Consider the following 22,518-nt stretch of genomic DNA (forward strand, 5'->3'; position numbering starts at 1 on the left):
CGCTAAAAAGTCGTCTCACAACGCAAACATAATTGCCCCAACTCCGTAAAATATAATCGAATTTGCTGGAGTACCCCAGCGTGATACCTTACCAAACCAAGCGGGCAACAAACCATCGTCAGCAAGGGATGGCGGCATCCGACTTGCCGACGTATGCCCTGCTGTCAAGTTAGCAAGCACGCTGACCACAAAACCCGGATAGGCGCCAAAGGCGTCACCTACATATCGCTGTGGGCCACCGGAGCGATCCGTCAACATGGTGAGCTCTGCAAAACAAATGAGGATGGCCATGACCAGAATACCGCCAATCAACAATAACCAAGGGGCGAATGTTCCCACCGCTGAATGGAGTGCTTCTGGCAAACCAAATATGCCGGCGCCTATCAGTCCGTTTACTACTGTCACTATACTCGCTCGCTTTGCCCCAATCGCCATTCTAGTCCCTAGTTCAAAACGACGCATTTGAGTACTGTAGCTCAAAATACCGTACAAACCTACACCGGCTAAAAACAAAGTGATAATGGCTAGTATGGCGGTAGTGATAGCGGTTGCATACTTACAAAAAAGACTCAACGCTAGCAAAGCATTCTACAATTATCTCATCACGGTGAAAAAATTAATCATGCAGAGAAGCCCAATTTGACGAAACAAAGAATAAGTATAATTTTCCAACCTTAGCACTTAAGGCTATTTGCATTCTGAGGTTGGAAGTAACGATTTAAATGGAAACGGACTAACATCCGTTTTGTGCAAAAGATGGTAGATTAAGCCAAGCTTTGTAGTTTTTTCTATTTAAATGACTGACAAAAAACATCCTAAACCGGTCATTCAGCCAGTCGTAAATTAGCCCTTTTTTTGCCACACTCGTCGGTACATAATTCAGTGATGAACGAATGTGCTGGCAAAGCAACAAAGTGAAACATACAAGCGCCATCGACCGGAAACAACGCTACTCTATCAATTGGTTGAACGTTACTACCCAGATTTTACAGCAAACTTAGCCGACCAAGGCAAGTATTTACCCAAGTATGTTGAGCGTGAGTTTGATGAGTTCTTGCGTTGTGGACGGCTAGAGCACGGCTTTTTACGCGTGGTGTGTAATGACTGCAAGCATGAAAAGTTAGTCGCGTTTAGCTGCAAACGCAGGGGCTTCTGCCCTAGCTGTGGCGCCAGAAGAATGGCCGAAAGTGCAGCATTGCTAGTAGATGATGTGTTACAGGGTTATCCCGTTCGCCAGTGGGTATTGAGTTTACCCATTCCGCTTCGATTGCTTCTAGCAAGGTACCCAAGTGAACTGAGCAAGGTGATGCAAATCATTCACCTCGCCATTTCCACTCACATTGTGAACAAAGCAGGTCTTACCAACAAGCAGGCAAAAACCGGTGCCGTTACGCTCATTCAGCGATTCGGTAGCGCTCTTAATCTAAATATCCATTTCCACATGTTGTTCTTAGAAGGTGCAATAAGTGAAAATCCATTAAGTGGCACAACTTTTACCCGCATCAAAGCACCGTCCCATAACGACATGGTGGAGCTAGTCCATACCGTCAGCTATCGCATTGCCATGGGCCCTCAGCAAGGCCAGAAAGTATTTACACTACAAACCTTGCCTGCTAGCAATGAAGGCGAGTATGGTCAGGTAGCCAATAACTCAGGTTTTTCCTTACACGCAGGGGTTTTCGCTAATGCCGACGAACCAGCGAAATTAGAAAGACTATGTCGCTACATCAGCCGCCCTGCCATTAGCGAGCAACGTTTAAGTATGACTGACCATGAAAAAATCCGCTATGAATTGAAAACCCCCTATAGTGACGGAACAACCCATGTTTTCTTTGATCCTATAGATTTTATTGGTAAATTAGCGGCACTCATTCCGCCACCAAGACTCAATCTCACCCGTTTTTTTGGGGTTTTTGCGCCTAACAGCAATCTTCGTGCGCAAGTCACCGCTTCCCAGCGAGGTAAAAATAGTCCTAAACTTACGAATAAAGAAGATAGCCAAACTGCTAAGCCATACCATGCCAGAGGGATGATGTGGGCACAAAGGCTAAAACGTGTCTTCAACATAGATATTACTCAATGTGAGCAATGCCAAAGGCACAATGTGGCGATAATTGCCTGCATTATAGAGCCTGCCATAGTTCATAAAATACTGAAGCATTTAGATAAAAAGTACCTAGTGTCTGCGCAACCAACACAGTTGCCACCTTTGCGTGCACCACCTAAAGAACAATACGCAGACGATTTTACTATTCAACGTGACTTCAACTTTGGGGCATAGACGACCTCTACGGCAAGAGTGAATGAAACACAATATTACATGGTGGGGACATTAGCGCTCTAATTTCCCAATTCCTGTACCAATAGCCTATCCTCGCATGACATTGCAAACTAACACGGCATAAAAACTTACACAATTCAACATTTCAACAAACTGAGCTAGTCCAAAAGACAACTGTAACCAAGGGGCAGTAAATAGCGCTTATTCTTCTTATACTCTGTTGTCGGCGAGTTTGCGGACCTAGCAAATGCTGGTATATACCTAATAAGAGGAAAATATGGTGATGCCGCCATGTCAGCAGCAGCCATGATACCTGTTGCTGGTTGGGGTGCATTCGCAGCTAAGACTGGCAAAAAAGTAGTCCAATCAACCGGTCAGCCAGGAGCTCCAGACTTTACAGGGTCTGTGTTACCTGTTACAAAGTATGAACCCAATGACCCTCCTGTAAGAATCGATGGTGATTGGTCTGTCAACGATATGAAGGCTGCTTTGCTTGGTCATCCGCCTAAAGGTTTAGGTAAGCCAGACTTGCATCACGCAGATCAAATGCCGGGGTCGGCGATTCACAAGATACTCCCAGAATTACATCGTGGCAATAAGTCTCTACATCCCAATAAGTTCAACCAGGGAGTAACTCCTGAAATGAGGGACGCGGATAGAAAACTGCATTGGTGGTATCGCGCTAGAGAGCAAGGGGCTGACGATGCGTTACCAAACTGGATTTATGATTAAAGGGTTAAACAATGGATTTCGATGCTTTTAAAGAGTTGGTAGAGAAAACAAAAAATGACCACCCAGTTTGGTTTGGAATGGAGTCGGATGAAATTCCCGATGAAGCAGCTGTAACTGAAGCTGAAGGGAAGCTTGGTGCCGAGCTTCCTGCCGACTATATAAATTTTATCTTTGAGTACGGTGGAGGATACTTTTCATTTTCCAACGTGTTTTCTTTAGAAGAGAGAAGCGACTGGAATTTGGTTGATCTTAATTATAAGTATGATGCAATTCGTAATGGTTACGTGCTGATATCGGAAAACGGATCGGGCGATTTTTATGGGTTTAAGGTTGTTAATGGTGTTTGTGATTCAAAAATATACTTCTATGATCACGAGGTAGAAACATGGCAAGATTCAACACATAGCAACCTCTTTGACTATTTGGAGAAATTTGCGCTCTCTAACTAGTTTGTTGTTACAAAGGGGGTACGCCATGGTCCATTGAACCCTGGTCCTCTCGATGATGCTGTCGCTGCGACGTTCAGAGGCGGATCTTATACAGCTAATACTCTAAGTGAAGCGACGACGCTATACAGAGTATATGGTGGAAACGCTGGAAAGATTGGATCTTATTGGACTCGCACTAAACCAAGTGGACCTCTCCAATCTCAGCTCGATTCTGCACTTGCACCTCAATGGGGAAATTCCGCGAGTAAAGTTGTGAGCATGCGTGTTCCAAAGGGGACCACCATCTATGAAGGCGCTGCTGCCTCACAATCCACGGGAGTAGGCCAGATATTAGGAGTATAAGGAAAATAAAAGCTATTTACTACCCTCAGTGGCAGCTGTCTTTGTGACTAGATTGGTTGATGAAAATGTCGGATTGTGTAAGTTTTTATGACGTGTTAGTTTGAAATGTCATATGAAGATAGGCTTTTGGTACAGGAATTGGGTGATCAGGACGCCATTGCTCTCACCATGTAATAGTGTGTTTCTTTGACGCTTGCAATAAAGGTAGTCTATGCCCCAAAGTTGAAGTCACGTTGAATAGTAAAATCGTTTGCGTATTGTTCTTTAGGTGGTGCACGCAAAGGTGGCAACTGTGTTGGTTGCGCAGACGTTGGGTACTTTTTATCTAAATGCTTCAGTATTTTGTGCCTTTGTGCCCACGTCATCCCTCTGGCATGGTATGGCCTATCAGTTTGGCTATCTTCTTGATTGTTTAGTTTAGGACTATTTTTCCCCCGTTGTGAAGCCGTCACTTGGGCGCGAAGGTTGCTGTTAGGGGCGAATACCCCGAAAAATCGGGTAAGGTTAAGCCTTGGTGGTGGGATGAGCACGGCTAGTTTGCCAATAAAATCAATTGGGTAAAAAAATACGTGTGTGGTGCCATCTCGATAAGGTGTCTTCAATTCATAACGCACTTTTCCCTGGTCGGTTATGCTTAAACGTTGCTCACTAATGGCTGGTCGGCTGATATAACGGCAAAGTCTTTCTAACTTCTCTGGCTCATCTGCATTGGCGAAAACGCCAGCATGTAAGGAAAACCCACTTGTATTGGCTACCTGACCATACTCGCCGGCATTGCTAGCCGGTAATGTGCAGAGTGCCCGGCTGACACCGAGCACTCTGCCCACAGATAAAGCCCTATTTCTCGAAGGTGGTTCGCATATAACCAAGTACGGCTTTCAGGTCGGCGTCGGTCAGACTGACATTGCCGCCCCGCGGTGGCATGGCCATGGGCGAGCCTGGACTCTGAAATCCATTGATCATGTTGCTCAGTAACTCTGCATCATTTTTGCTCAATGGGCCTTTCGACTTGGTGAAGTCCGGAGTGCCAGGAAAGGCACCCTTGCCGTCGCCGCCATGGCATGCGATACAGGTGCTTTTGTAGACTGCCTCACCGGATAGACCGGAGTTGGCCAGATCTACCGATACAGACTTTACTGTTACCTTTTTGGCTGGTGTGTTTGATGCCTGCAGGAACGCTAGAATATCACGTTCGTCCACCCCCCACAGTCCAGCGCGGAGGCGCATGTGCATAACAGTGGTTTCCCAGTAATCATCTGACAACTCCTTCGGATCGCGCATGTTATGACAACGGGCGCAGTTATTCGCCCATTTCTGAGCACCCTTTGCTGCATCGCCTTTTGCTTCGGCCAGAGCCGGTGTGAGGAAGGTTGCAGACAGTAACAAAGCCGTAATACTTACACCGAAAAGTTTGCTAGTAATAAATTTGCTGATTTTCATGTCAATTCTCCCCTAAAAACCGTAAGCCAGTTGCACTCGCACAGTGTCTTCATCATCTGCGCCTGATGAGTCGTAGTCTTTCATCTCATAATTGAGTTTGGCGATAACATGGGGTGCAAAAAGGTAATTCAGCCCCAGTGTGCGCTGAGAGTAGTTTTCCCCAGAATGAGGCGTCTGTAATTCGCTGGTGCGAACGACGACTTCAAATGATGTCGAGGGGATTTTATAGGCTGCCTGCAAATACCAGGCCTTCCATTCGCCCACCTCAACATCGTCAAACTCTGCGGGGCCTGCATAACCGTCAGGTAGGTCATCGCTATGAAATTCGACACCGGCACTACCTTCGCCAATCTCTGTTTTGAGGTATTCGCCTCGCAGCTCTAGGTTGTTCCAGCCATAGCGAAAATCGGCACCGATGACGTCATAATCAAATTCGCCTGTGGATTCAATATCGAGCTCAGGCCCATCGTGTCCACCAGCAGAAGCCGCCGTTACGGTGGCTTTACTTTTGGCGGCGGAAATCCCTATTTCCAAACCGGGAAACGGCAGTAGCCCAAGGCGGCCACCAAATGACTTCTTCCCGTCAGGGTCACTGGTACGGGCTTCGGTCTCCACCTCCTCGATGGCCAATTCGTAATCCCCTCCTTGTCCCTCTACTGCGGCGGCCAGGGTGGGCCCGTTACCAACATAAACAGCATAATTGGCGCGCATCTCGCCGAGTGGAAACCCGCCGCGCAATTGCAAGCCGGTCTCAGTTAGGGGCGCAGCTCCGCCATGCCCGAAACCAGCGGGTGCCGAGACAGCCTTATTGATCCAGCTAGGGTGCAAATTCTGCCGGAATTGACCTATGGGACTTAAAAATTTTCCCGCACCAAGCGCTACATAGTCATTCAGGAACAGGTTGATAGAGGCATATTCCAACGCTAGCTCAGTGTCCCCATCAGCTGTGTTCGACAGCTCAAATTCTGTTTCGAACATTAGCCAGTCTTGGTAATTGTAGTGGATGATGGGGGCGACCAATACCTTGTTAAAAGCGGCGTTGCCTGAATCCGGGTCGGCGTACTCGACCGATCCATAACCTGCCATATGAAATGACGAATCTGTATTACGTTCCGCTGCCGTGTTTTCCAAGCGATCAACTTGATTTTGAAGATCGTCGACTTGCTGCCTGAGATTGTCGGTCTGATTGTCTGCGTAAACAGCGGCAGGAACTATTGCCGCTGTAACACTTAAAGCCAGAAGGCAGCATTTGAGTTTTGACTTCTTCATGTTCATGGTTTTCCCCTATCGTTGATTTGCCCAACTTCTACACCGGTAGCTGTCAAGCTAGTTGTCGCCTAAGGTGTGTTTTATTAAGCTTCTTTGGTTATTATCATGGGGTGATGATTACGGATGGATGGCACCAGCATGACAAGACTGTAATGTTGGGGAGTTTTGTTTGATTCAGATCAACCAAATAGCGTTAACCTATTTGTGCTTTTGGTGCTTTATTGGTTTATACCACAGAGCTCCGGCAGGGGCAGACAAGTCTGCCCCATTTAGTTTGGCAATATTATGCTTTCAGCGAACGGGTGCGCCATAGGTAATACACCGCTGGCACTACCAACAAAGTCAGGATCACCGCGCTCACCATACCACAGACCATCGGCGCGGCTATCCGGCTCATGACTTCGGAGCCGGTGCCGCTGCCGTACATGATCGGTAGCAGACCGGCGATAATCGCCGCTGCGGTCATGGCTTTTGGTCTGACTCTGAGGGCGCCGCCTTCGAGGATGGATTCAATAAGATCGCCCCTGGTGATGGCGCGGCCGGCCGCGGCCACTCGTTTTCGCATTTGCTGATAGGTTATTTCCAGAAAGACCAACATGATGACGCTGAGCTCGGTGGCAACACCCGCCAGGGCGATAAAGCCGACCCCGGCCGCTACCGAAAAGTTGAAGTCGAGCAGATACATCAGCCAGATCGCTCCCACCAGGGAGAATGGCAGGGTCCCCATGATAATGGCCACTTCGGCAAAACGGCGGAAATTCATGTAGAGCAGAATGAGGATGATTCCCAGAGTCAATGGCACCACATAACTCAGCTTGGCCTTGGCGCGCTCCATATACTCATATTGCCCGGCCCAACTGATGGAGTAACCCGCCGGCAACTGCAATTCGGCGGCCACGATTACTTTGGCCTTCTCGACGTAGGTGCCGACATCAACCCCTTCGATATCGATAAACGTCCAGCCGTTTAAGCGGGCATTTTCACTTTTGATCGCGGGAGGTCCGTCCTCAATAAAAACATTGGCCACGTCTGCCAGTGAGATCCTTTGTCCGTTAGGCGTGACTATGGGTAACAAAGCTAATTGCTCGGGTGAATTACGGTAAAATGGGCCGGGGGCGTCCTCTTCTGCGCCAGCTAAAAAGCCGACAGGCCGTAAGCGTGGTGCGCAATCCGGTCATAAAGGTAGCAAGCGGATGTTAGCCGAGAGCGTTGATGAAACCCTGACGTACTATCCCGATGATACGTGTGATTGCGGTGGTACTATTACTATCAGTGATTCACCGTATCGCCGCCATCAGGTTTTTGATATTCCCTCTCAGGCTTTCTCTGTGGTTGAACATCAGTTACATCAGGGTCAGTGTTGTCAGTGCAGCAAAACGGTAAAAGCAACGCTACCTGACAACGTGAATCAGGGACAGATGGGCAATAACCTGCTGGCATGTGTGGCAATGCAGTCCGGTCAGTTTCACCAGAGTATCAGTAAAATCCAGCAACAGCTCGAACAGAACTTCGGCTTATCGTTCAGTCGCGGTGCTATCTCTGAAGCGCAGGGCCGGGTTAGTTCAGTGCTGACGCCAGCGTATCAGGATATCAAAGAGATGATGCGCACTGAGGCGGTGGTACACTGCGATGAAACCCGTCATCAGCGTGGCAACGAAAACCGTTGGATGTGGCAGGTCTGCACAGCAGAGTTATCATGCTTCATGACCCACTTATCACGCGGCGCCTGGGCGGCAAAGAAATTACTGGGTGATAATCCAGAAAACATTGTAGTTACCGACCAGTATGCCGGTTATCACTACATCGATTCAGACCACCGTCAATTGTGCTGGGCGCATATCTTAAGAAACATGAATGCGCTGGCGGAAAGCTGGGGTACGAATAAAACCTATGGAGCGACGTTAGTCAGGCTCATTCGCATACTGTTCCGGCTGCAACACCGGTATGAGAGTAACGAACTAAGTGAAAAGCGATACCGGGACCGAATGGAAAAACTGCGTATCGCCTGGCGAGAACAACTTGAACTGGCATCAAGGCGTTATGTTACTCCCCGCTATCAGAACCGGTGTAAGCTGCGGCTAAAACACGATGATATGTGCTGGGTGTTCCTCAGTCACGATGGCGTCCTCCTCACTAACAATGAAGCAGAGCGTTCATTGCGAAGCTATGTGCTGTGGCGAAAAGGCAGCTATGGCGTGTGTTCTCACCGAGGGGAACTGTTCAGACAACGTATACTCACCATTGTAGAAACCTGCCGGAAACAAAAGCTGAATCCACTGAATTGGCTCCGCGCCATTCTCAAAGCGACGTTAAACAAAACGTCCTATCCTCTACTCGGCGACTTCAAAGCAGCCTGTCAATAGGGCCCTGCTGAACGGTTACATGCAGTTACCTACAGTAAGAGATAACATCTCTCCCTTACGTATTCCTGTTTCATAAAGAAGTATAATAATTAGCTTATTTCTAAAAAATATGCACGTTAGTTAAGTGTTATTTTCACTGTTTGGGATAAAATGTTGGTCTAATTCAGTTTTAATTTTTTTGAGATTTTATCCCTTCTTCAGTTTCATAGCTAAAAGGTACAATAATGGCTTTATCAAATACCTAAACGCGTTAATTCGAAACGACATTTAACGTAAAACCATAGTATCTAATGTAAAAAGCCGCTAAATAAGCGGCTTGATTTTACGTGATAATGCGTAAACTTTTAATTAAAAGTTATAACGCACTTTTACGCCATATTGGCGAGGTTCACCATAAGTGTTACTTGTATTACCGCTATCGGTAAGTGAGCCATCTAAATTTCGGCCAGCGGTGATATAAGTAGCATAACGTTCATCTAGCATGTTAGTGCCGTATAATGAAACTTCCCATTGATCATCAAATGTCATCAACGAAACTCTTAAATTAAGTAATGAATATGAGTCTGACTGGAATTTTTCTTCGTTGTTGCTTTTAAAGTAAACACCGTCACGCCATGCATAATCACCTCTGAAGACTAAGTAACCAACATTGGCTATTTCGGTAGTATATTGCGCGCCTAGTGAATAGGTTAAATTTGGCGTGTTAGGTAACTCGTTGCCAGCAAAATCTACACCTTCCCCCTGTGGAAAGTAGTCAAATTCGGAATTAGTATAAGTAACCACCAAATTAACATCAAAATTATCACTTACACGAGCAACAAACTCACCTTCAATACCTTGAATAGTGGCTTTACCTGCGTTTGTTGTGGTTGAAATGCCACTATCATCATCGTATTCAACAACCTGCAAATTGGTGTAATCATATAAAAACAAACCAACATTGGCACGTAAACGATTTTCCAACAAGGTTGATTTTATGCCTGTTTCATAACTCCATAAGTCTTCTTGTTCAAATGAAGTGCCATCACCAATTTGAAAACCGCCCGATTTAAAGCCACTAGTTGCTGAGGCATAAATCATAATGTCATCAGCTAAGTCATAATCTAAGGCAAAACGCGGTGTCCATGCACTCCAACTGTCATCCGGTGTTCCTGTGTCATCAAGGCCGCCATTAACATTAGTAATATAGCCATAATTTTTACTTTCATAGCTATAGCGTAAACCAAATGTGGCTCTTAATTTAGGGTTAACATCATAGGTCATTTGGCCAAAAGCCGCATAAGCTTCGGTAACATTTTCTTCGGTAATTTCAATGGCCAAACCATCAAATAAAAGATCAATACCCCCGCTGCCATCTTCTTTTAAATAAAATAGGCCAGTGATCCAATCTAAACCATCAGGTGTGGTATTTGATAATTGAAACTCTTGAGTAAATGATTCTGAGGCTTCAAAAAAATTGATGTTAAATACCGTAAACTCTGTAGCATCCGCATCCGTGGTTTGATCGAAATCACTTTCACGGTATGAACTAATCGACTTTATGGTGTAATCATCGCCAGTCCATGTCAACGTTGATGAAAGCCCCCATACTTCAACGTCTGTTTTAGGTTTATAGTTTAGCGCTATATCGTAGTCATCTTTTGGTATTGCCGCACCCGCGTCAACATAATCTTGGGTATAACCACCGCGTTGGCTAATATAGCCCGTGCCGCCATCATTGTTGTAATCGCCTCTTAAAACGATTTCTAATTTATCTGATAAATCAATAGCAAGCGTTCCACGGCCAGCAAAGGTATCTTCATCTTGGTATTCTTCACCCGTTAACATATCTTTGTAGATACCATCACGGGTATTTTTTAATAGCGTTACTCTACCGCGGCTATTGTCAGTTAAACCGCCAGAAAAAGTACCTGTTAGTGTTTGTTTATTATAACTGCCAAGTGTTAAACCAACGGTTCCTTCAGCATCATCGGTGGGCGCTTTAGAAATAATGTTTAAGGCACCACCAACAGAATTTCGACCAAATAAAACCCCTTGTGGACCACGCAGCAATTCTAAGCGTTCAACATCGAACATATCTTGATAGCCCGTGGTTGGCCTTGGTTGGTAAATTCCGTCAATATAAATAGTTGAGCTAGGATCAGTGGCGACACCAAAAGCGGTTGTGCCAACACCACGAATATTAATAATTGCCATCGAATCATTAGTAATCGTTATACCTGGGGCGAAAAACTGAAAATCGTCCATGTTGGTGATACCCATTTGATCCAAAACATCGCCTGAAATAGCGGTAACACTAATAGGAGTTGACTGAATACTCGCTTCACGTTTTTGCGCCGTGATTTGAATCGTTTCAAAAAGGGTATCTTTTCTAGCCACTTTTTCTTCTGTTTGTTGCGCTGTTTTAGTTTCCGTCTGATCGTTGTCGCTGTTTACTTGAGCTTCAGCAGCAAAACTTTGCCCCGATGATAAAGCCATAGCTAAAGTAAGGGCACTTAGCGGGTAGATAGTTTTTAACTTATATTCCATTCGACTATTCCTTTCATTAATTATTATTTAACCCCAACTCGGTTTAAGAAATTGAACTAAATGCCCGTTCCAAGATCCGATCTTTCGACCAAGAAAGTGGGAACAAAACAAAAGGAACAGGCATGAAGAATTTAGTAGAGTTGTACTGTGATGTCGATGATTTTTGCAAAGTATTCATTCCACAATGGCAAAAGCAGCTACTAGAAGATGGTAGTCGCCAAAGGCGCAGAGATAGTCGTATGTCTATGGGCGAAATGATGACAGTCGTCATTGGTTTCCATATGAGCCATCATCGTGATTTCAAGAATTATTACCTAGACTATGTCTCGTGTTTTTATAAAAAGGACTTCCCTAAATTATTGAGCTACACACGATTTTTGGAAGTGATGCCTAGTCTTATTGTACCCATGTGTGCTTATTTCACTTCACTCAAAGGTAAACCCACAGGTATTGAATTCATTGACTCTACAACCTTAAAAGTGTGCCATAACATTCGGATACCAAGGCATAAGACCTTTGAGGGTGTTGCACAAAGAGGAAAAGGTACGATGGGCTGGTTCTATGGGTTCAAGTTACATTTAATTGTAAACTATAAGGGGGAGATTGTTGCCGCTAAAGTCACCACAGGTAACGTGCACGATACCAAGCCAGTCGAAGAGCTAGCGGAAGGTTTAACAGATAAACTTTACGGCGACAAAGGCTACTTAAGCAATGCGCTCAAAGACAATTTATTTGATAAAGGCGTCACGCTTATCACAACGGTTCGTAAGAATATGAAAGCAAAAGCGATGTCATTATGGGATCGGGCAATGCTGTCAAAGCGATTCATTATCGAGACGATTAACGACCAATTAAAGAATATATCTTTCATTGAACACTCTCGTCATCGCAGTATTAATGGTTTTACGCTTAACTTGATGGCTGGACTGGTGGCTTATTGTCTCAAAGAAAACAAGCCATCCCTTAATTTAACTGACGTTGAGAGAAATTCCATGGTCATCGCTTAAACCGATCTGGGGTTAATAAGTGTAGTGCAGAAGAATATCGAGAGCACCTTTTCAAGTTAGTCATGGGTTTGAACATGAAGCCTTTCGCTCTGCTCGCAGATATAAGCCAAGTTGAAGGTGCAACCCCTGAAGCGTTTGATATTGTAAAACATATTATAAATCGCCTACCTGAAATGGGGCTAATAGCTAAAGCGTATGTTTACAAAGGTCCGGTGATCCGCGGAATGAAGTTTCAGAGGATCCCTGAATTGAAACATATGGATTATTTGTTTTTCACCAATATCGATGAAGCTTCCCTATGGTTATCTAGTGAATACAAACAAAAGCTATCTACTCATCCTGATTAGCTCAACAAGTTTGTATTCCGCCATTTGAAAATAAATGGCGGATTATGCGAAAAAGCAATACTGTTTCATTACTTTGTGCTGGCTACGGCGAACGTAAGGCTTGAAAAATACGTTTCAAAATCAGCTTTAATATTGCTTTTGAGCGGCACGCCCCACACTACATTCAACTTTACAGCACCTGTTTCTTTAAACGTGAACGTTGCTTTTCCGTTATCATCTGTAAGGAAGGACTGAGCTTCGTGAGTTGCATTTTTAAGCGGTACTGAATCTATTAGAGCATCTTTTAGTGGTTCACCTTTGAAAAGCACTTGAACGGTAAGACTAGAATCGTCACCTAACTTAAGCGGGTGGCTACGCGGTACGATCTCCAGCGTATGTCCAATAGGCTTTGTAACATTGTCGGTTAGTGTTTCACCCACTTGTACAATAGCCTTTGCTTTTCGAGAGTAAAGTTCTTCACCAGAGTAGCCTTCTAAACCTTTATTGGCTCTGTATTCAACGATCTCTTTTAGTCCTTCTTTTTTTGCATAATCGTTAAATTGGTCTGCTTTCAATACACTCACACTGTGATAACTTTCAAAACCCACCACATAACTTCCTGCAGATAGAGACGTCGATTTCGCCATGCCGGGAAGTAGATTCGATTTTGGAATAACTCCCGCCGCCATATCGACAACGCCCGTTGATGAATAGCTGCGCAGCGCAACAATTTTGTCCCAGGTTAAATTCCAGTGATTAATATCATCTTTGTGACCTACTTTAAATTGAACCGCAATAGGCGAGGCATCGTCGTACTGAAATTGGGTAGGCTCAAGCCAAAAGTCATGGGCAAGGGTAAGTGGGGTAAAAGCTATAGCTAAGGCGTGTTGATCTTTCGTGATTAGTTTTTGAACAGCATGGTAAAGAGTTATAATTTGCTTCGCCAAAAGTAAAAGAACAACTCACTACCATGCCAAGACTAATGCTAACTGATAAGCGGTGGCAAAAGCTACTTCAAGTAATGAAGAGCACTGGCCGCATTTACAACAAACCAGAACATAGAATGACGTTTGAAGGGATATTATTCCGGCTGAGAACCGGTATTCCTTGGCGTGATTTACCGGCAGAATTTGGCAGATGGAGCGCCGTTTATCGCCGATTCAATTTATGGTCAAAGAAAGGTTTATTGAATATGTTATTCAATGAGTTAGCTAAACTAGCTGATTACGATTGGGTCTTTGCTGACGGTTCAATTATTAAAGCTCATCAGCATAGTACCGGAGCTGCTACTACTGATAATGAATGCATTGGAAAGAGCCGAGGTGGTAACTCAACAAAAATTCATCTAGCCGTGGATAGTGGCGGGCTCCCCATATATTTTGAACTGTCAGAAGGCCAGAGAAATGATATCGCTCGCGCTCAAAGTCTAGTTGATCACTTAAGAGAAGTTAACATTTTCGTCGGCGACAAAGGGTACGATAGTGATACTTTGAGGAAATATATTGAAGCTAAAGGTGGTGCTTCAGTCATACCCAAACGAAACTATGGTCAGGATATAGATAAAGACAGCGTTGATTGGTGTCTCTATAAATATCGTCACCTTGTTGAAAACGCCTTTGCTCGAATAAAGCATTATCGTTCAATATCAACGAGGTATGAAAAATTAGCAAGGAATTATGCCAGCATGGTATCACTGGCATTTTCAATGATGTGGCTACCCATGTACTGCTGAGTGAAATATGTACAGCAAAGATCAACATAGCCTAGCGATTAGCAAATGGTTAGTACGCTATATAGAACATATAGCACTAATTTCTTTATCGTGCCGTTGCAATGCGTGTCTGCTTTCACTTGCACTGGCGACATGCTCTTTTAATTTGAACCTTAAAACCGAACTAAGGCCCAGTATATTTATTTACCTATATCCATACACTCTACTTAACAAAACGGTTTATGGAATGGGTATTGTGAAAACAAACAAGATGGTATTGATTTGGATAGCCGTGCTGTCTTTGCTTCTATGTGATGTTTCTAGCGCTGGAATGCTCAATAACCCTCAGCAGTTAGCAAGTCGCTACACAGTATCTCATCAATCGGTAAAGATTAGCGATTATTTGGTTAGCGAAAAGCTTGATGGAATTCGCGCAAGATGGACAGGCGAAGAGCTTCTTACCCGAACCGGCCATGCTATTAGTGCGCCAGAATGGTTTACACAGTCTTGGCCGGGAAAAATGTTAGACGGCGAGTTGTGGTTGGGCCGAGGCAAATTTGAAGAAACTGCCTCAATAGTGCTTTCAGATACTCCTGACGAACGGTGGCGAACAATCACATTTATGGTGTTTGATATGCCGCAGTCAAAACAAACGTTTGAGAAAAGAGTGGACGAAATAAAGCGCATTATTGCTAAAACAAAAAGCTCTGCGCTAATGGCTATCCCTCAATATGGTCTTGATACCCATGAAGCTTTACAAGCAGCATTGACCAAGATTACGGATGCGGGTGGAGAAGGGCTGATGCTTCACTATCGTCATGCGCGATATACACATGGCCGCAGTTCTCATTTACTCAAGCTAAAAAAGCATGAAGACAGCGAGGCGAAGGTGATCGCCCACATCAAGGGAAAGGGTAAGTTTAAAAGTATGTTGGGCTCTCTTCTCGTTCAAACGGCAGAAGGAATTCAGTTCAAACTTGGGACAGGGTTTTCAAACGAAGAGCGTTTGCATCCGCCCCATATCGGGCAATGGGTAACTTACAAATATTACGGTTACACAGGAACAGGCAAGCCTCGCTTCGCCAGTTTCATGCATGTTAGGCCGCAAAAAGATTTACAGCACAATATCCGCGCATCTACCGAAACAGTACCGAAGAAAACAGCGCAAGAAACACAGCAATAAAAAACATCGTGATGAATAATAACTAACGTCAGTTTGGCACGGGGCACTAAACCAAAGCTTTGTGGTAATAGACAAGCAGCGAACCGGTCAGTACCTAATCGCGCTTTAGTAATTGTTTTTACATCAAGCGGTTAGATTGCAAAAGGTGATTACCTACTATACGGTTGTATTTATCCACTGTGTTTCAAATGGCCAAAGTTGCCTTTTGAGGCTTAAGACTCAATAGATAAGGTAGTCGTTATGAGGTGCTTATGGAAAACGTTGTTCATCGTAGGTGGCTTATTTTTACTTGCAGCATGCGATAACTCAGAGCGTGCTAACCAAGCTATTGAACCAATGGCAAAAGCCCAATCTGAGGACGAACTCCTTTCGCAAATTAAGGCGGTGGGTGTATTAAAAGTTATTACGCGAAATGCCCCTACTACCTATTTCATAGGCCGTGACGTTATGCCTCGAGGGCCTGAATTTGACATGGCTGACTCGTTTGCCTCTTTCCTAGGAGTTGAGCTAGAGGTTGTTGAGAAAAATTCTATCCAGGCCGTCATTTCAGCACTAAAAAATAAAGAGGGACATATTGCGGCTGCAGGACTCACCCAAACCAAATCTCGAGCAGCTGAGTTTATGTTTGGCCCCAGCTATCAAGATATTACGCAGCAGGTGGTTTGTCGGCGGGATAATGTTCAGCCAGAATCAATAGAGGAGCTTATAGGGCTCGATATTATGGTGGCAGCGGGAACCGCTTATAGCTAACGGCTTAAAACACTTCAGATGCAGTATCCAAATCTGAGCTGGGTGGAAAGTGCCAGTTTAACCACCGAGCAAATCCTCTATAAAGTATGGCAGCGAGAAATAGATTACAGTATAGCTGACTCGAACATTGTGGATCTCAATCGTCGATATTTTCCTGAGTTAATTGCGCCGTTTAACCTTGCTAGAAGTGAAAACTTGGCTTGGATGCTAAATACTTCGAGCAGAGCACTGGCCGAGGCGGTAAATGAGTGGTTTCTCGATTACCAAGAAACGGGTCGTTTAGACAGCACGCTCGATCAATATTATGGTTTTTTTGAAGTGTTTGATTATGTAGATACTCGTACGTTTATTCGACATGTAGACGAACGATTTCCTGAGTTTCGACAGTATTTTAGCGATGCTGCCAAGAAATATAATTTACCCTTTCACTTACTGGCAGCTCAAGCTTATCAAGAGTCTCATTGGCTTGCCGACGCCGTCAGTCCTACTGGGGTTCGGGGCATAATGATGCTTACCCAAAAAACCGCCAAAGAGGTGGGTGTAAGCAACAGGTTAGATCCTAAGCAGAGTATATTTGGTGGGGCGCGTTACCTCTCTAAAATAAGAACCCATAGATTTGTCGATGAAGTTGAAGAGCCCGATCGCACCTGGCTTGCACTCGCTGCATATAACGTAGGTCGAGCGCATTTACACGATGCGCAAACGCTGGCGCGTCAACTTAATTTGAACCCCCATAAATGGGCTGACATGAAACAAGTATTGCCTTTACTTAGCGACAGGCGATATTACAAAGATTTACGCTATGGTTACGCTCGGGGTACTGAGCCAGTGCGGTACGTTCAGCGAATTCGTGAGTATCACCATATTATAGAAAATGAGTTAGAGTAAAAGATGGCTCAGTATAGGGAATGCCTCTCCTTCAGCTAAATACGCAGTGTTACGTTTACTTTATTTGCGTTTTTATCCAAAGACAAATTCGCTGCAATGCTCAGTGATTAACATGACCATAAGAAAGGTTTCTTCTAGATAGCAGCATCATTGGATGTTACCAACATTAATGTATAAACTACTCACCAAATAATTAGCTTTATTAGCTTACAGGAATGTCTAATGGACAAGCTTCTCTTTGTATTAATGGTTCTTTGTTTATCTGCTGGCTGCGTGCAGGCGCAAGTGGACCCTGTCGCTCAAATGAACAAGGTTAGCTTTGATCGTATCTCAATCACCATGGGTGATAAAAAATACGACGTTGAGTACGCAAAAACCTTTGAACAGCGTGCCCAGGGGCTTATGTTTAGGAAGGAATTATGTGAAGATTGCGGCATGTTTTTTACCTTTGATACCGCTAAGTATGCTGGTATGTGGATGAAGAACACGTTCATACCCTTAGATGTAGCATTTATCGACAGAAACGGTGTAATTACTGACATAAAATCTTTGATGCCTCATAGCCTCGAATCTGTAGGCTCATCGAAAAAGGTACTGTACGCACTGGAAATGAACCAAGGGTGGTTTGCCAATCACAATATTCGGGTTGGTGACCAATTAATAATTCATCGTTAAGCTGCGCATCTAAGTGCGCAGTAAAGCCAGTGAATAGCTGGTGTAGATCTGGAGTTAATTAAAGTGACAAATGCCTTATCGATAGCTAAGTTCGGCGGAACCAGTGTTGCCAATTATGAAGTAATGCAAAACTGCGCCCGAATTGTTGCCGGTAACAAAAACACGCGCATCGTTGTAGTAAGTGCATCTGCTGGAATAACAAATCACCTTGTAAGTCTTGCGCATACGCCCATGACACAGCAGCAAATAGATGATACCTGCCAAGCTATTACCAACATTGAGCTGGCGATACTCGACAAACTTGCTGATAAAGCTTCTATAGAACCCAAACTTAATGACCTTCTCGACGAAGTTCGCGCTTTAGCCTTTCATGAAGAAATTCTTCATCGTAACGATTTAAAAGACCAACTGCTGTCTATGGGGGAGCGAATATCTTCTCTTATGTTCTCGTCGGTTTTAGCAGAGCAGGGCGTGAGCACTATTAACTTTGACGTGCGTAAAGTATTGCGAACCGATAGCGAGTTTGGTGAAGCAGCTCCGCAAGTTGAACAAATTGAAACATTGGCAAGCCAGTTGTTAGCACCGGAAATTGAGAATGCTATTGTGGTAACTCAAGGTTTTGTTGGCGCTGATGAGAACGGAAATACAACTACCTTGGGGCGCGGCGGTTCAGACTTTACGGCCGCTTTATTGGCAGAAGCCTTAAATGCAGAGGCCTGTGAGATTTGGACCGATGTGATTGGCGTTTATACTACTGACCCAAGAATTACCGATGCAGCAAGACCATTGCCTGAGCTTAGCTTTGAAGAAGCCGCTGAAATGGCAACCTTTGGGGCTAAAGTACTTCACCCGGCAACGATGGAGCCTGCACTACGTAAAAATATTAAAGTGTTTGTTGGCTCCAGCAAAGAGCCAGAGAAAGGTGGCACTTGGATTGTTCGCGATTGTGAGCACGAGCCGCCATACCGTGCTATAACCCGTCGTAAAGAACAGGTTATGGTAACAGTTAAAACGCCGAAGATGATGTACGCGCAGGGTTTCCTTCAACAGGTATTCGCTATTATTGCCAAACATAAACTCAGTGTGGATTTGGTTACTACGTCTGAGATATCAGTATCTTTTACCCTTGATAATCCAGCAAACTCGGTAGCTCAGCGACTAAATAAAGAGACTATTGCCGAGCTAGAAACTATCTGTGACGTTACTGTGGAAAAAGGGTATGACCTCGTTACTGTAGTTGGTAATAACATGCAAACCGCAGTAGGCGTGTCGAGCAAGATTTTGGCAGCGGTATCAGACTTTAATCTGCGCATGATTTGTTTTGGTGCGAACCCTCACAACCTGTCGTTCCTGGTTAACGAAAGTAACAGTGACGATGTGGTGAGAAAGCTTCATAAAGCGTTGTTTGAGTAGCCCTGTTTAAGCGGTAATGATTCGCGACTTTACCGCTCAGACCTCTAAAATAAACGAAAACGGCCATTCTTAATTGGCCGTTTTCTTATGTAAAACACGCATCCATTTAAGTGAAATACACGAGTCTGCGGGAAATAGCTATTCCACAGGTATAACGACTTCGTGCCGCTTATTCCAAGGTAGTGTAAAGGGAGAGTCGTAGCCCAAATAGCTAGGCTTGCCGATAACCTTGTAATTATTTTCCTCCAATGTGCTCATTAGCGTTTCAGTATAGGCATTACGTTTGTCGTCGTTATTAAATCCTGAATAGCGTATCACGGCTACTTTTCTCGCTGGAACTTCAACAAGTTGCACGTTGGCATGTGTTGGTACTGGGGCGCTGTCTGCCGTGTATTTGCTGGGAAGAAAAAACATCATGGTGTTTGATGATGTAACCTCAACAGGAGATGTCATCGATATTTCAGCACTTTGCGCTGAGTTGTTCCCCATTTCCACGGGCGAAGTCATTGCTATTTCACTCTGGGTTTTGTTCTCTCCTGAAATATAGTTAAACAGTAGCCTAAATGCTCCGTTGTCGCTGCTTCCTTTTGACATAACAGCCAATGCAGTTGGATAGCTTCGAATTTCTACATCGTCGCTTAAAGACGCAACAGTGTCATAGGCAATGGTCTCATTATCTTTGTAATAGACTTTATCGGCATTGGCATTAACATCGGCAGAAAAGCTCGTCATAAGTAATCCGCATATTGAAGTGAATACAAGAAGTAATGAACCTCTCATTGTGACTATTTTCATCATTAACCACTATTTTTATATTTTAAATTACTACGTTATTACCCGATTATTTGGTCATTTAACGCCCAGAAAGTTAAAAATACAAAGTAAAAAATTAGAAAATAAAAAAAGGCCCTTGCGCAAACGCTAAGGGCCGTTTCATCATTTTTGTCAATTTAAACGCGATAGCCAAATCTTAGATTTAGCCGGCGCTAGCTTACCTACACCTTAAATTGACGTATTGATTGTTGAAGCTCGTCAGCAAGCCTTGCAACTTCGTGGCTAGAGTCTGACGTTTGTTGAGCTCCTGCAGTTGTCTCTTCAGCAATGCCTACAATAGTCTCTAACTTCTGACTGATCTCTTGAGAAACTGTGTTTTGCTCGCGAGCAGACTGCTCAATTTGAGAGCTTACATCGTGAGCTTTGTGTACGGCATCAGAAATAATATCCAGCGCTTGCGTGGCTTTTTCTGTTTGCGATACGCAAGCTGCGGTTTGTTCTTTACCTTGATTCATTACCGAGACCGCACGTTCTGCTCCTGCTTGAAGCACCTCGATCATGGCGTTGATTTCCTGAGTAGATTGCTGTGTTCTACTTGCAAGTGTGCGTACTTCGTCAGCAACTACGGCAAATCCTCTACCTTGCTCTCCAGCTCGTGCCGCCTCAATTGCGGCATTAAGCGCCAATAGGTTGGTTTGGTCGGCTACGCCGCGAATAACATCTAGAATGCCACCAATGCTTGCACTGTCCTGGTGTAGCTTGTTGATAACATCAGCTGCGTCTTGAACGTCTTTGGCAAGTATCTCAATCGTGTTCTTGTTCTCAAGAGAGATTTGACGAACATTTTCAGCTTCTTTATCGGCATGACGAATTTGACTTAGGGTATCTTCAGCGTTTTGTACCACCATCTGAGACGTTGAGTGCATTTCGGTAGTGGCAGTAGCGACCTGTCCAATCTGCGACTTCTGATCTTGAATTGAGTGTGTGGTTTGCGCCGTTACCGCAGAGGTTTGCTCCGACGCTGCAGCTAATTGTTCTGCGCGAACATTAATACCGGTGATAAGCTCTTTAAGACTTCCAATTAGCGTATTGCAGTTTCTCGCCAAAAGACCAAACTCGTCTTCGGCCGAGTCATCGAGGCGGTGGGTTAAGTCTCCAGAAGAGGCTACCGTCAATAACTCGTTTACTCTGTGTAATGGCAGGGTAATGGCGCGTACAGTGATATAGCCAATAAAAGCAGCAACGGCAATAGAAGCCAGAACAACCACGATAACGAAGGTATTACCCGTTGTAATGGCAGAGTTAACTTGCGTTTCAATGTCACTGGCTTTTTTATCTGCAAGCGTAAGCAAGCGACCTAATTCCAATATGCCCTGATTAATATTGGCATCAGACGCATTGAGTGCACGCTCGGCATCATTTCTACGTTCTAGGCGGTTAACGTGTAATTGCATAACGCCATCGCTTGCTTTAATTGCATTGACTGCATCATTAACTAAGTCGTTAATATCGTTAAGCGTACCTGAAGTGTCTTTGCCATCTGCGGCATCATTCATTTCACTTAGCTGAGTAACCACTTTATCAACTACTAGGTCAACCTCGTTACCTAGGGTTTGCGAGCGCTGCAGCGTTTGCGTTTTTATATATTCGTAAGACACTGTAAGCAGCGACAATAATGAAGTTTCCAGTTCGCCACCAATTTCAGAGGCTCGACGTAATTCAGGAATACGCTGAACAGACTCTAAATCTGAAAAATCGAGTAGGTATGTAGATGCATCGTCAGCGTTGTCTTCGGCATCGCCAAGGCGGTCTGCAATGGTGTTGCGTAAATCTAGATATTGTTTGTGATTGTCGTACATATTGTCGACGTTTTGAGTATAGGACTCATAGGCTTCACGAACCGAGTTAAGTGAGCCTTTCAACTCAGAATCTTTATTAACGGCCTGCGCTAGCCGGTTGTATTCTGAGTCGAATGAGTCTTTCGCTGCATTAAAGGCCGTGCGCTTTTCCGATAGACCAGACAGTTCCTCTTCAATGTAGCTTTCGAAGGTAAGGCGGCCCATGTTCAGGAAACTGGCCTTTAGCGCGTTACTTCCTGCAACACTTGGCAAAGCGACATCGTTCACTTCTTCTGTTGCTGAACCTATGGAATTAAGGTTAATGAGTGATACAACGCTAACAACGACAAGAAGAGCACTGATCGCTATAAACCCACCGATTACGCGAGTGGCTACGGTTATTTTCATCGGAACTCCTGGATGAGTGTTTTAGTTTTTATTTCCACGATATTAGGATTTGTTGGCCTTCACGTACGTTTTTAGCGGCCAAGATAAACCGTCAGTAGCTTGCAATATTACCTCGCAAACCGCACAAAATATACCTCATT

The 22,518-nt window shown here is 44.5% G+C and carries 19 protein-coding genes and 3 pseudogenes; 13 read left to right on the forward strand and 9 right to left on the reverse strand.

The window, feature by feature from the left end:
- Positions 1–15: 15 nt before the first annotated feature.
- A complete protein-coding gene (locus CW735_RS19825) occupies positions 16–582 on the reverse strand; it encodes an amino acid permease (RefSeq protein ID WP_232368351.1) in 567 nt (188 codons plus the stop codon).
- 313 nt (positions 583–895) lie between these two features.
- Between CW735_RS19825 and CW735_RS03475 the strand changes: the two genes are divergently transcribed.
- From CW735_RS03475 to CW735_RS19710, 4 genes are all read left to right on the forward strand, one after another.
- Complete coding sequence (locus CW735_RS03475) at positions 896–2,281, forward strand: transposase (protein WP_100970935.1); 1,386 nt, start codon at positions 896–898, stop codon at positions 2,279–2,281.
- Between the two features lie 291 nt (positions 2,282–2,572).
- Positions 2,573–3,013, forward strand: a complete 441-nt coding sequence (locus CW735_RS03480) for a hypothetical protein (RefSeq protein WP_198520990.1) — start codon at positions 2,573–2,575, stop codon at positions 3,011–3,013.
- An 11-nt stretch (positions 3,014–3,024) separates the two neighbouring features.
- A complete protein-coding gene (locus CW735_RS03485) occupies positions 3,025–3,462 on the forward strand; it encodes an SMI1/KNR4 family protein (RefSeq protein ID WP_071978354.1) in 438 nt (145 codons plus the stop codon).
- Between the two features lie 33 nt (positions 3,463–3,495).
- The gene (locus tag CW735_RS19710) at positions 3,496–3,804 is read left to right on the forward strand and encodes a hypothetical protein (RefSeq protein ID WP_100970936.1); all 309 of its coding nucleotides are present in this window, start codon (positions 3,496–3,498) and stop codon (positions 3,802–3,804) included.
- 209 nt (positions 3,805–4,013) lie between these two features.
- Here CW735_RS19710 and CW735_RS03495 read toward each other — a convergent pair.
- From CW735_RS03495 to CW735_RS03510, 4 genes and pseudogenes are all read right to left on the reverse strand, one after another.
- Positions 4,014–4,547: pseudogene (locus CW735_RS03495) on the reverse strand (transposase); the annotation flags it as partial.
- A 94-nt stretch (positions 4,548–4,641) separates the two neighbouring features.
- Entirely contained in the window at positions 4,642–5,244 is a 603-nt protein-coding gene (locus tag CW735_RS03500; RefSeq protein WP_100970937.1) for a cytochrome c5 family protein, read from the reverse strand.
- A gap of 12 nt (positions 5,245–5,256) precedes the next feature.
- Complete coding sequence (locus tag CW735_RS03505; protein WP_100970938.1) at positions 5,257–6,519, reverse strand: hypothetical protein; 1,263 nt, start codon at positions 6,517–6,519, stop codon at positions 5,257–5,259.
- Positions 6,520–6,796: 277 nt separating this feature from the next.
- A pseudogene (locus CW735_RS03510) lies at positions 6,797–7,615 on the reverse strand (efflux RND transporter permease subunit); the annotation flags it as partial.
- Between the two features lies 1 nt (position 7,616).
- Here CW735_RS03510 and tnpC point away from each other — a divergent pair.
- A pseudogene (tnpC, locus tag CW735_RS03515) lies at positions 7,617–8,876 on the forward strand (IS66 family transposase); the annotation flags it as partial.
- 348 nt (positions 8,877–9,224) lie between these two features.
- Here the strand turns inward: tnpC and CW735_RS03520 are convergent.
- On the reverse strand, positions 9,225–11,405 hold the full coding sequence (locus tag CW735_RS03520; protein WP_100970940.1) for a TonB-dependent receptor: 2,181 nt from the start codon (positions 11,403–11,405) through the stop codon (positions 9,225–9,227).
- Positions 11,406–11,527: 122 nt separating this feature from the next.
- On the opposite strand from CW735_RS03520, the gene CW735_RS03525 reads away from it, so the two are divergent.
- The gene (locus tag CW735_RS03525; protein WP_100970941.1) at positions 11,528–12,412 is read left to right on the forward strand and encodes an IS982 family transposase; all 885 of its coding nucleotides are present in this window, start codon (positions 11,528–11,530) and stop codon (positions 12,410–12,412) included.
- A gap of 74 nt (positions 12,413–12,486) precedes the next feature.
- Positions 12,487–12,759, forward strand: a complete 273-nt coding sequence (locus CW735_RS03530) for a hypothetical protein (RefSeq protein WP_232368352.1) — start codon at positions 12,487–12,489, stop codon at positions 12,757–12,759.
- A 68-nt stretch (positions 12,760–12,827) separates the two neighbouring features.
- Here the strand turns inward: CW735_RS03530 and CW735_RS03535 are convergent, their stop codons facing one another.
- Positions 12,828–13,685 carry a DUF4198 domain-containing protein gene (locus tag CW735_RS03535; protein ID WP_232368353.1) on the reverse strand — a complete coding sequence of 286 codons (858 nt, stop codon included), beginning with the start codon at positions 13,683–13,685 and terminating at the stop codon, positions 12,828–12,830.
- Positions 13,686–13,708: 23 nt separating this feature from the next.
- Between CW735_RS03535 and CW735_RS03540 the strand changes: the two genes are divergently transcribed.
- From CW735_RS03540 to lysC, 6 genes are all read left to right on the forward strand, one after another.
- A complete protein-coding gene (locus CW735_RS03540) occupies positions 13,709–14,470 on the forward strand; it encodes an IS5 family transposase (RefSeq protein WP_100970740.1) in 762 nt (253 codons plus the stop codon).
- Positions 14,471–14,705: 235 nt separating this feature from the next.
- Positions 14,706–15,632: a DNA ligase gene (locus CW735_RS03545; RefSeq protein ID WP_232368354.1), complete on the forward strand. Its 927-nt coding sequence runs from the start codon at positions 14,706–14,708 to the stop codon at positions 15,630–15,632.
- A 240-nt stretch (positions 15,633–15,872) separates the two neighbouring features.
- The gene (locus CW735_RS03550; protein WP_100970942.1) at positions 15,873–16,382 is read left to right on the forward strand and encodes a transporter substrate-binding domain-containing protein; all 510 of its coding nucleotides are present in this window, start codon (positions 15,873–15,875) and stop codon (positions 16,380–16,382) included.
- A gap of 18 nt (positions 16,383–16,400) precedes the next feature.
- Positions 16,401–17,270 (forward strand): membrane-bound lytic murein transglycosylase MltF, encoded by an 870-nt coding sequence (gene mltF, locus CW735_RS03555; RefSeq protein ID WP_100970943.1) that lies wholly within the window; start codon positions 16,401–16,403, stop codon positions 17,268–17,270.
- Positions 17,271–17,492: 222 nt separating this feature from the next.
- On the forward strand, positions 17,493–17,945 hold the full coding sequence (locus CW735_RS03560; protein ID WP_071978670.1) for a DUF192 domain-containing protein: 453 nt from the start codon (positions 17,493–17,495) through the stop codon (positions 17,943–17,945).
- Positions 17,946–18,008: 63 nt separating this feature from the next.
- Positions 18,009–19,358, forward strand: a complete 1,350-nt coding sequence (lysC, locus tag CW735_RS03565; RefSeq protein WP_071978671.1) for a lysine-sensitive aspartokinase 3 — start codon at positions 18,009–18,011, stop codon at positions 19,356–19,358.
- 138 nt (positions 19,359–19,496) lie between these two features.
- On the opposite strand, the gene CW735_RS03570 is transcribed toward lysC, so the two are convergent.
- Both CW735_RS03570 and CW735_RS03575 read right to left on the reverse strand, forming a co-directional pair.
- Positions 19,497–20,156 (reverse strand): SOUL family heme-binding protein, encoded by a 660-nt coding sequence (locus CW735_RS03570; RefSeq protein ID WP_232368355.1) that lies wholly within the window; start codon positions 20,154–20,156, stop codon positions 19,497–19,499.
- 197 nt (positions 20,157–20,353) lie between these two features.
- Positions 20,354–22,378 carry a methyl-accepting chemotaxis protein gene (locus CW735_RS03575; protein WP_071978673.1) on the reverse strand — a complete coding sequence of 675 codons (2,025 nt, stop codon included), beginning with the start codon at positions 22,376–22,378 and terminating at the stop codon, positions 20,354–20,356.
- Between the last annotated feature and the right edge of the window lie 140 nt (positions 22,379–22,518).

It is taken from the genome of Alteromonas sp. MB-3u-76, assembly GCF_002831605.1.
Classification (GTDB): Bacteria; Pseudomonadota; Gammaproteobacteria; order Enterobacterales; family Alteromonadaceae; genus Alteromonas; species Alteromonas hispanica.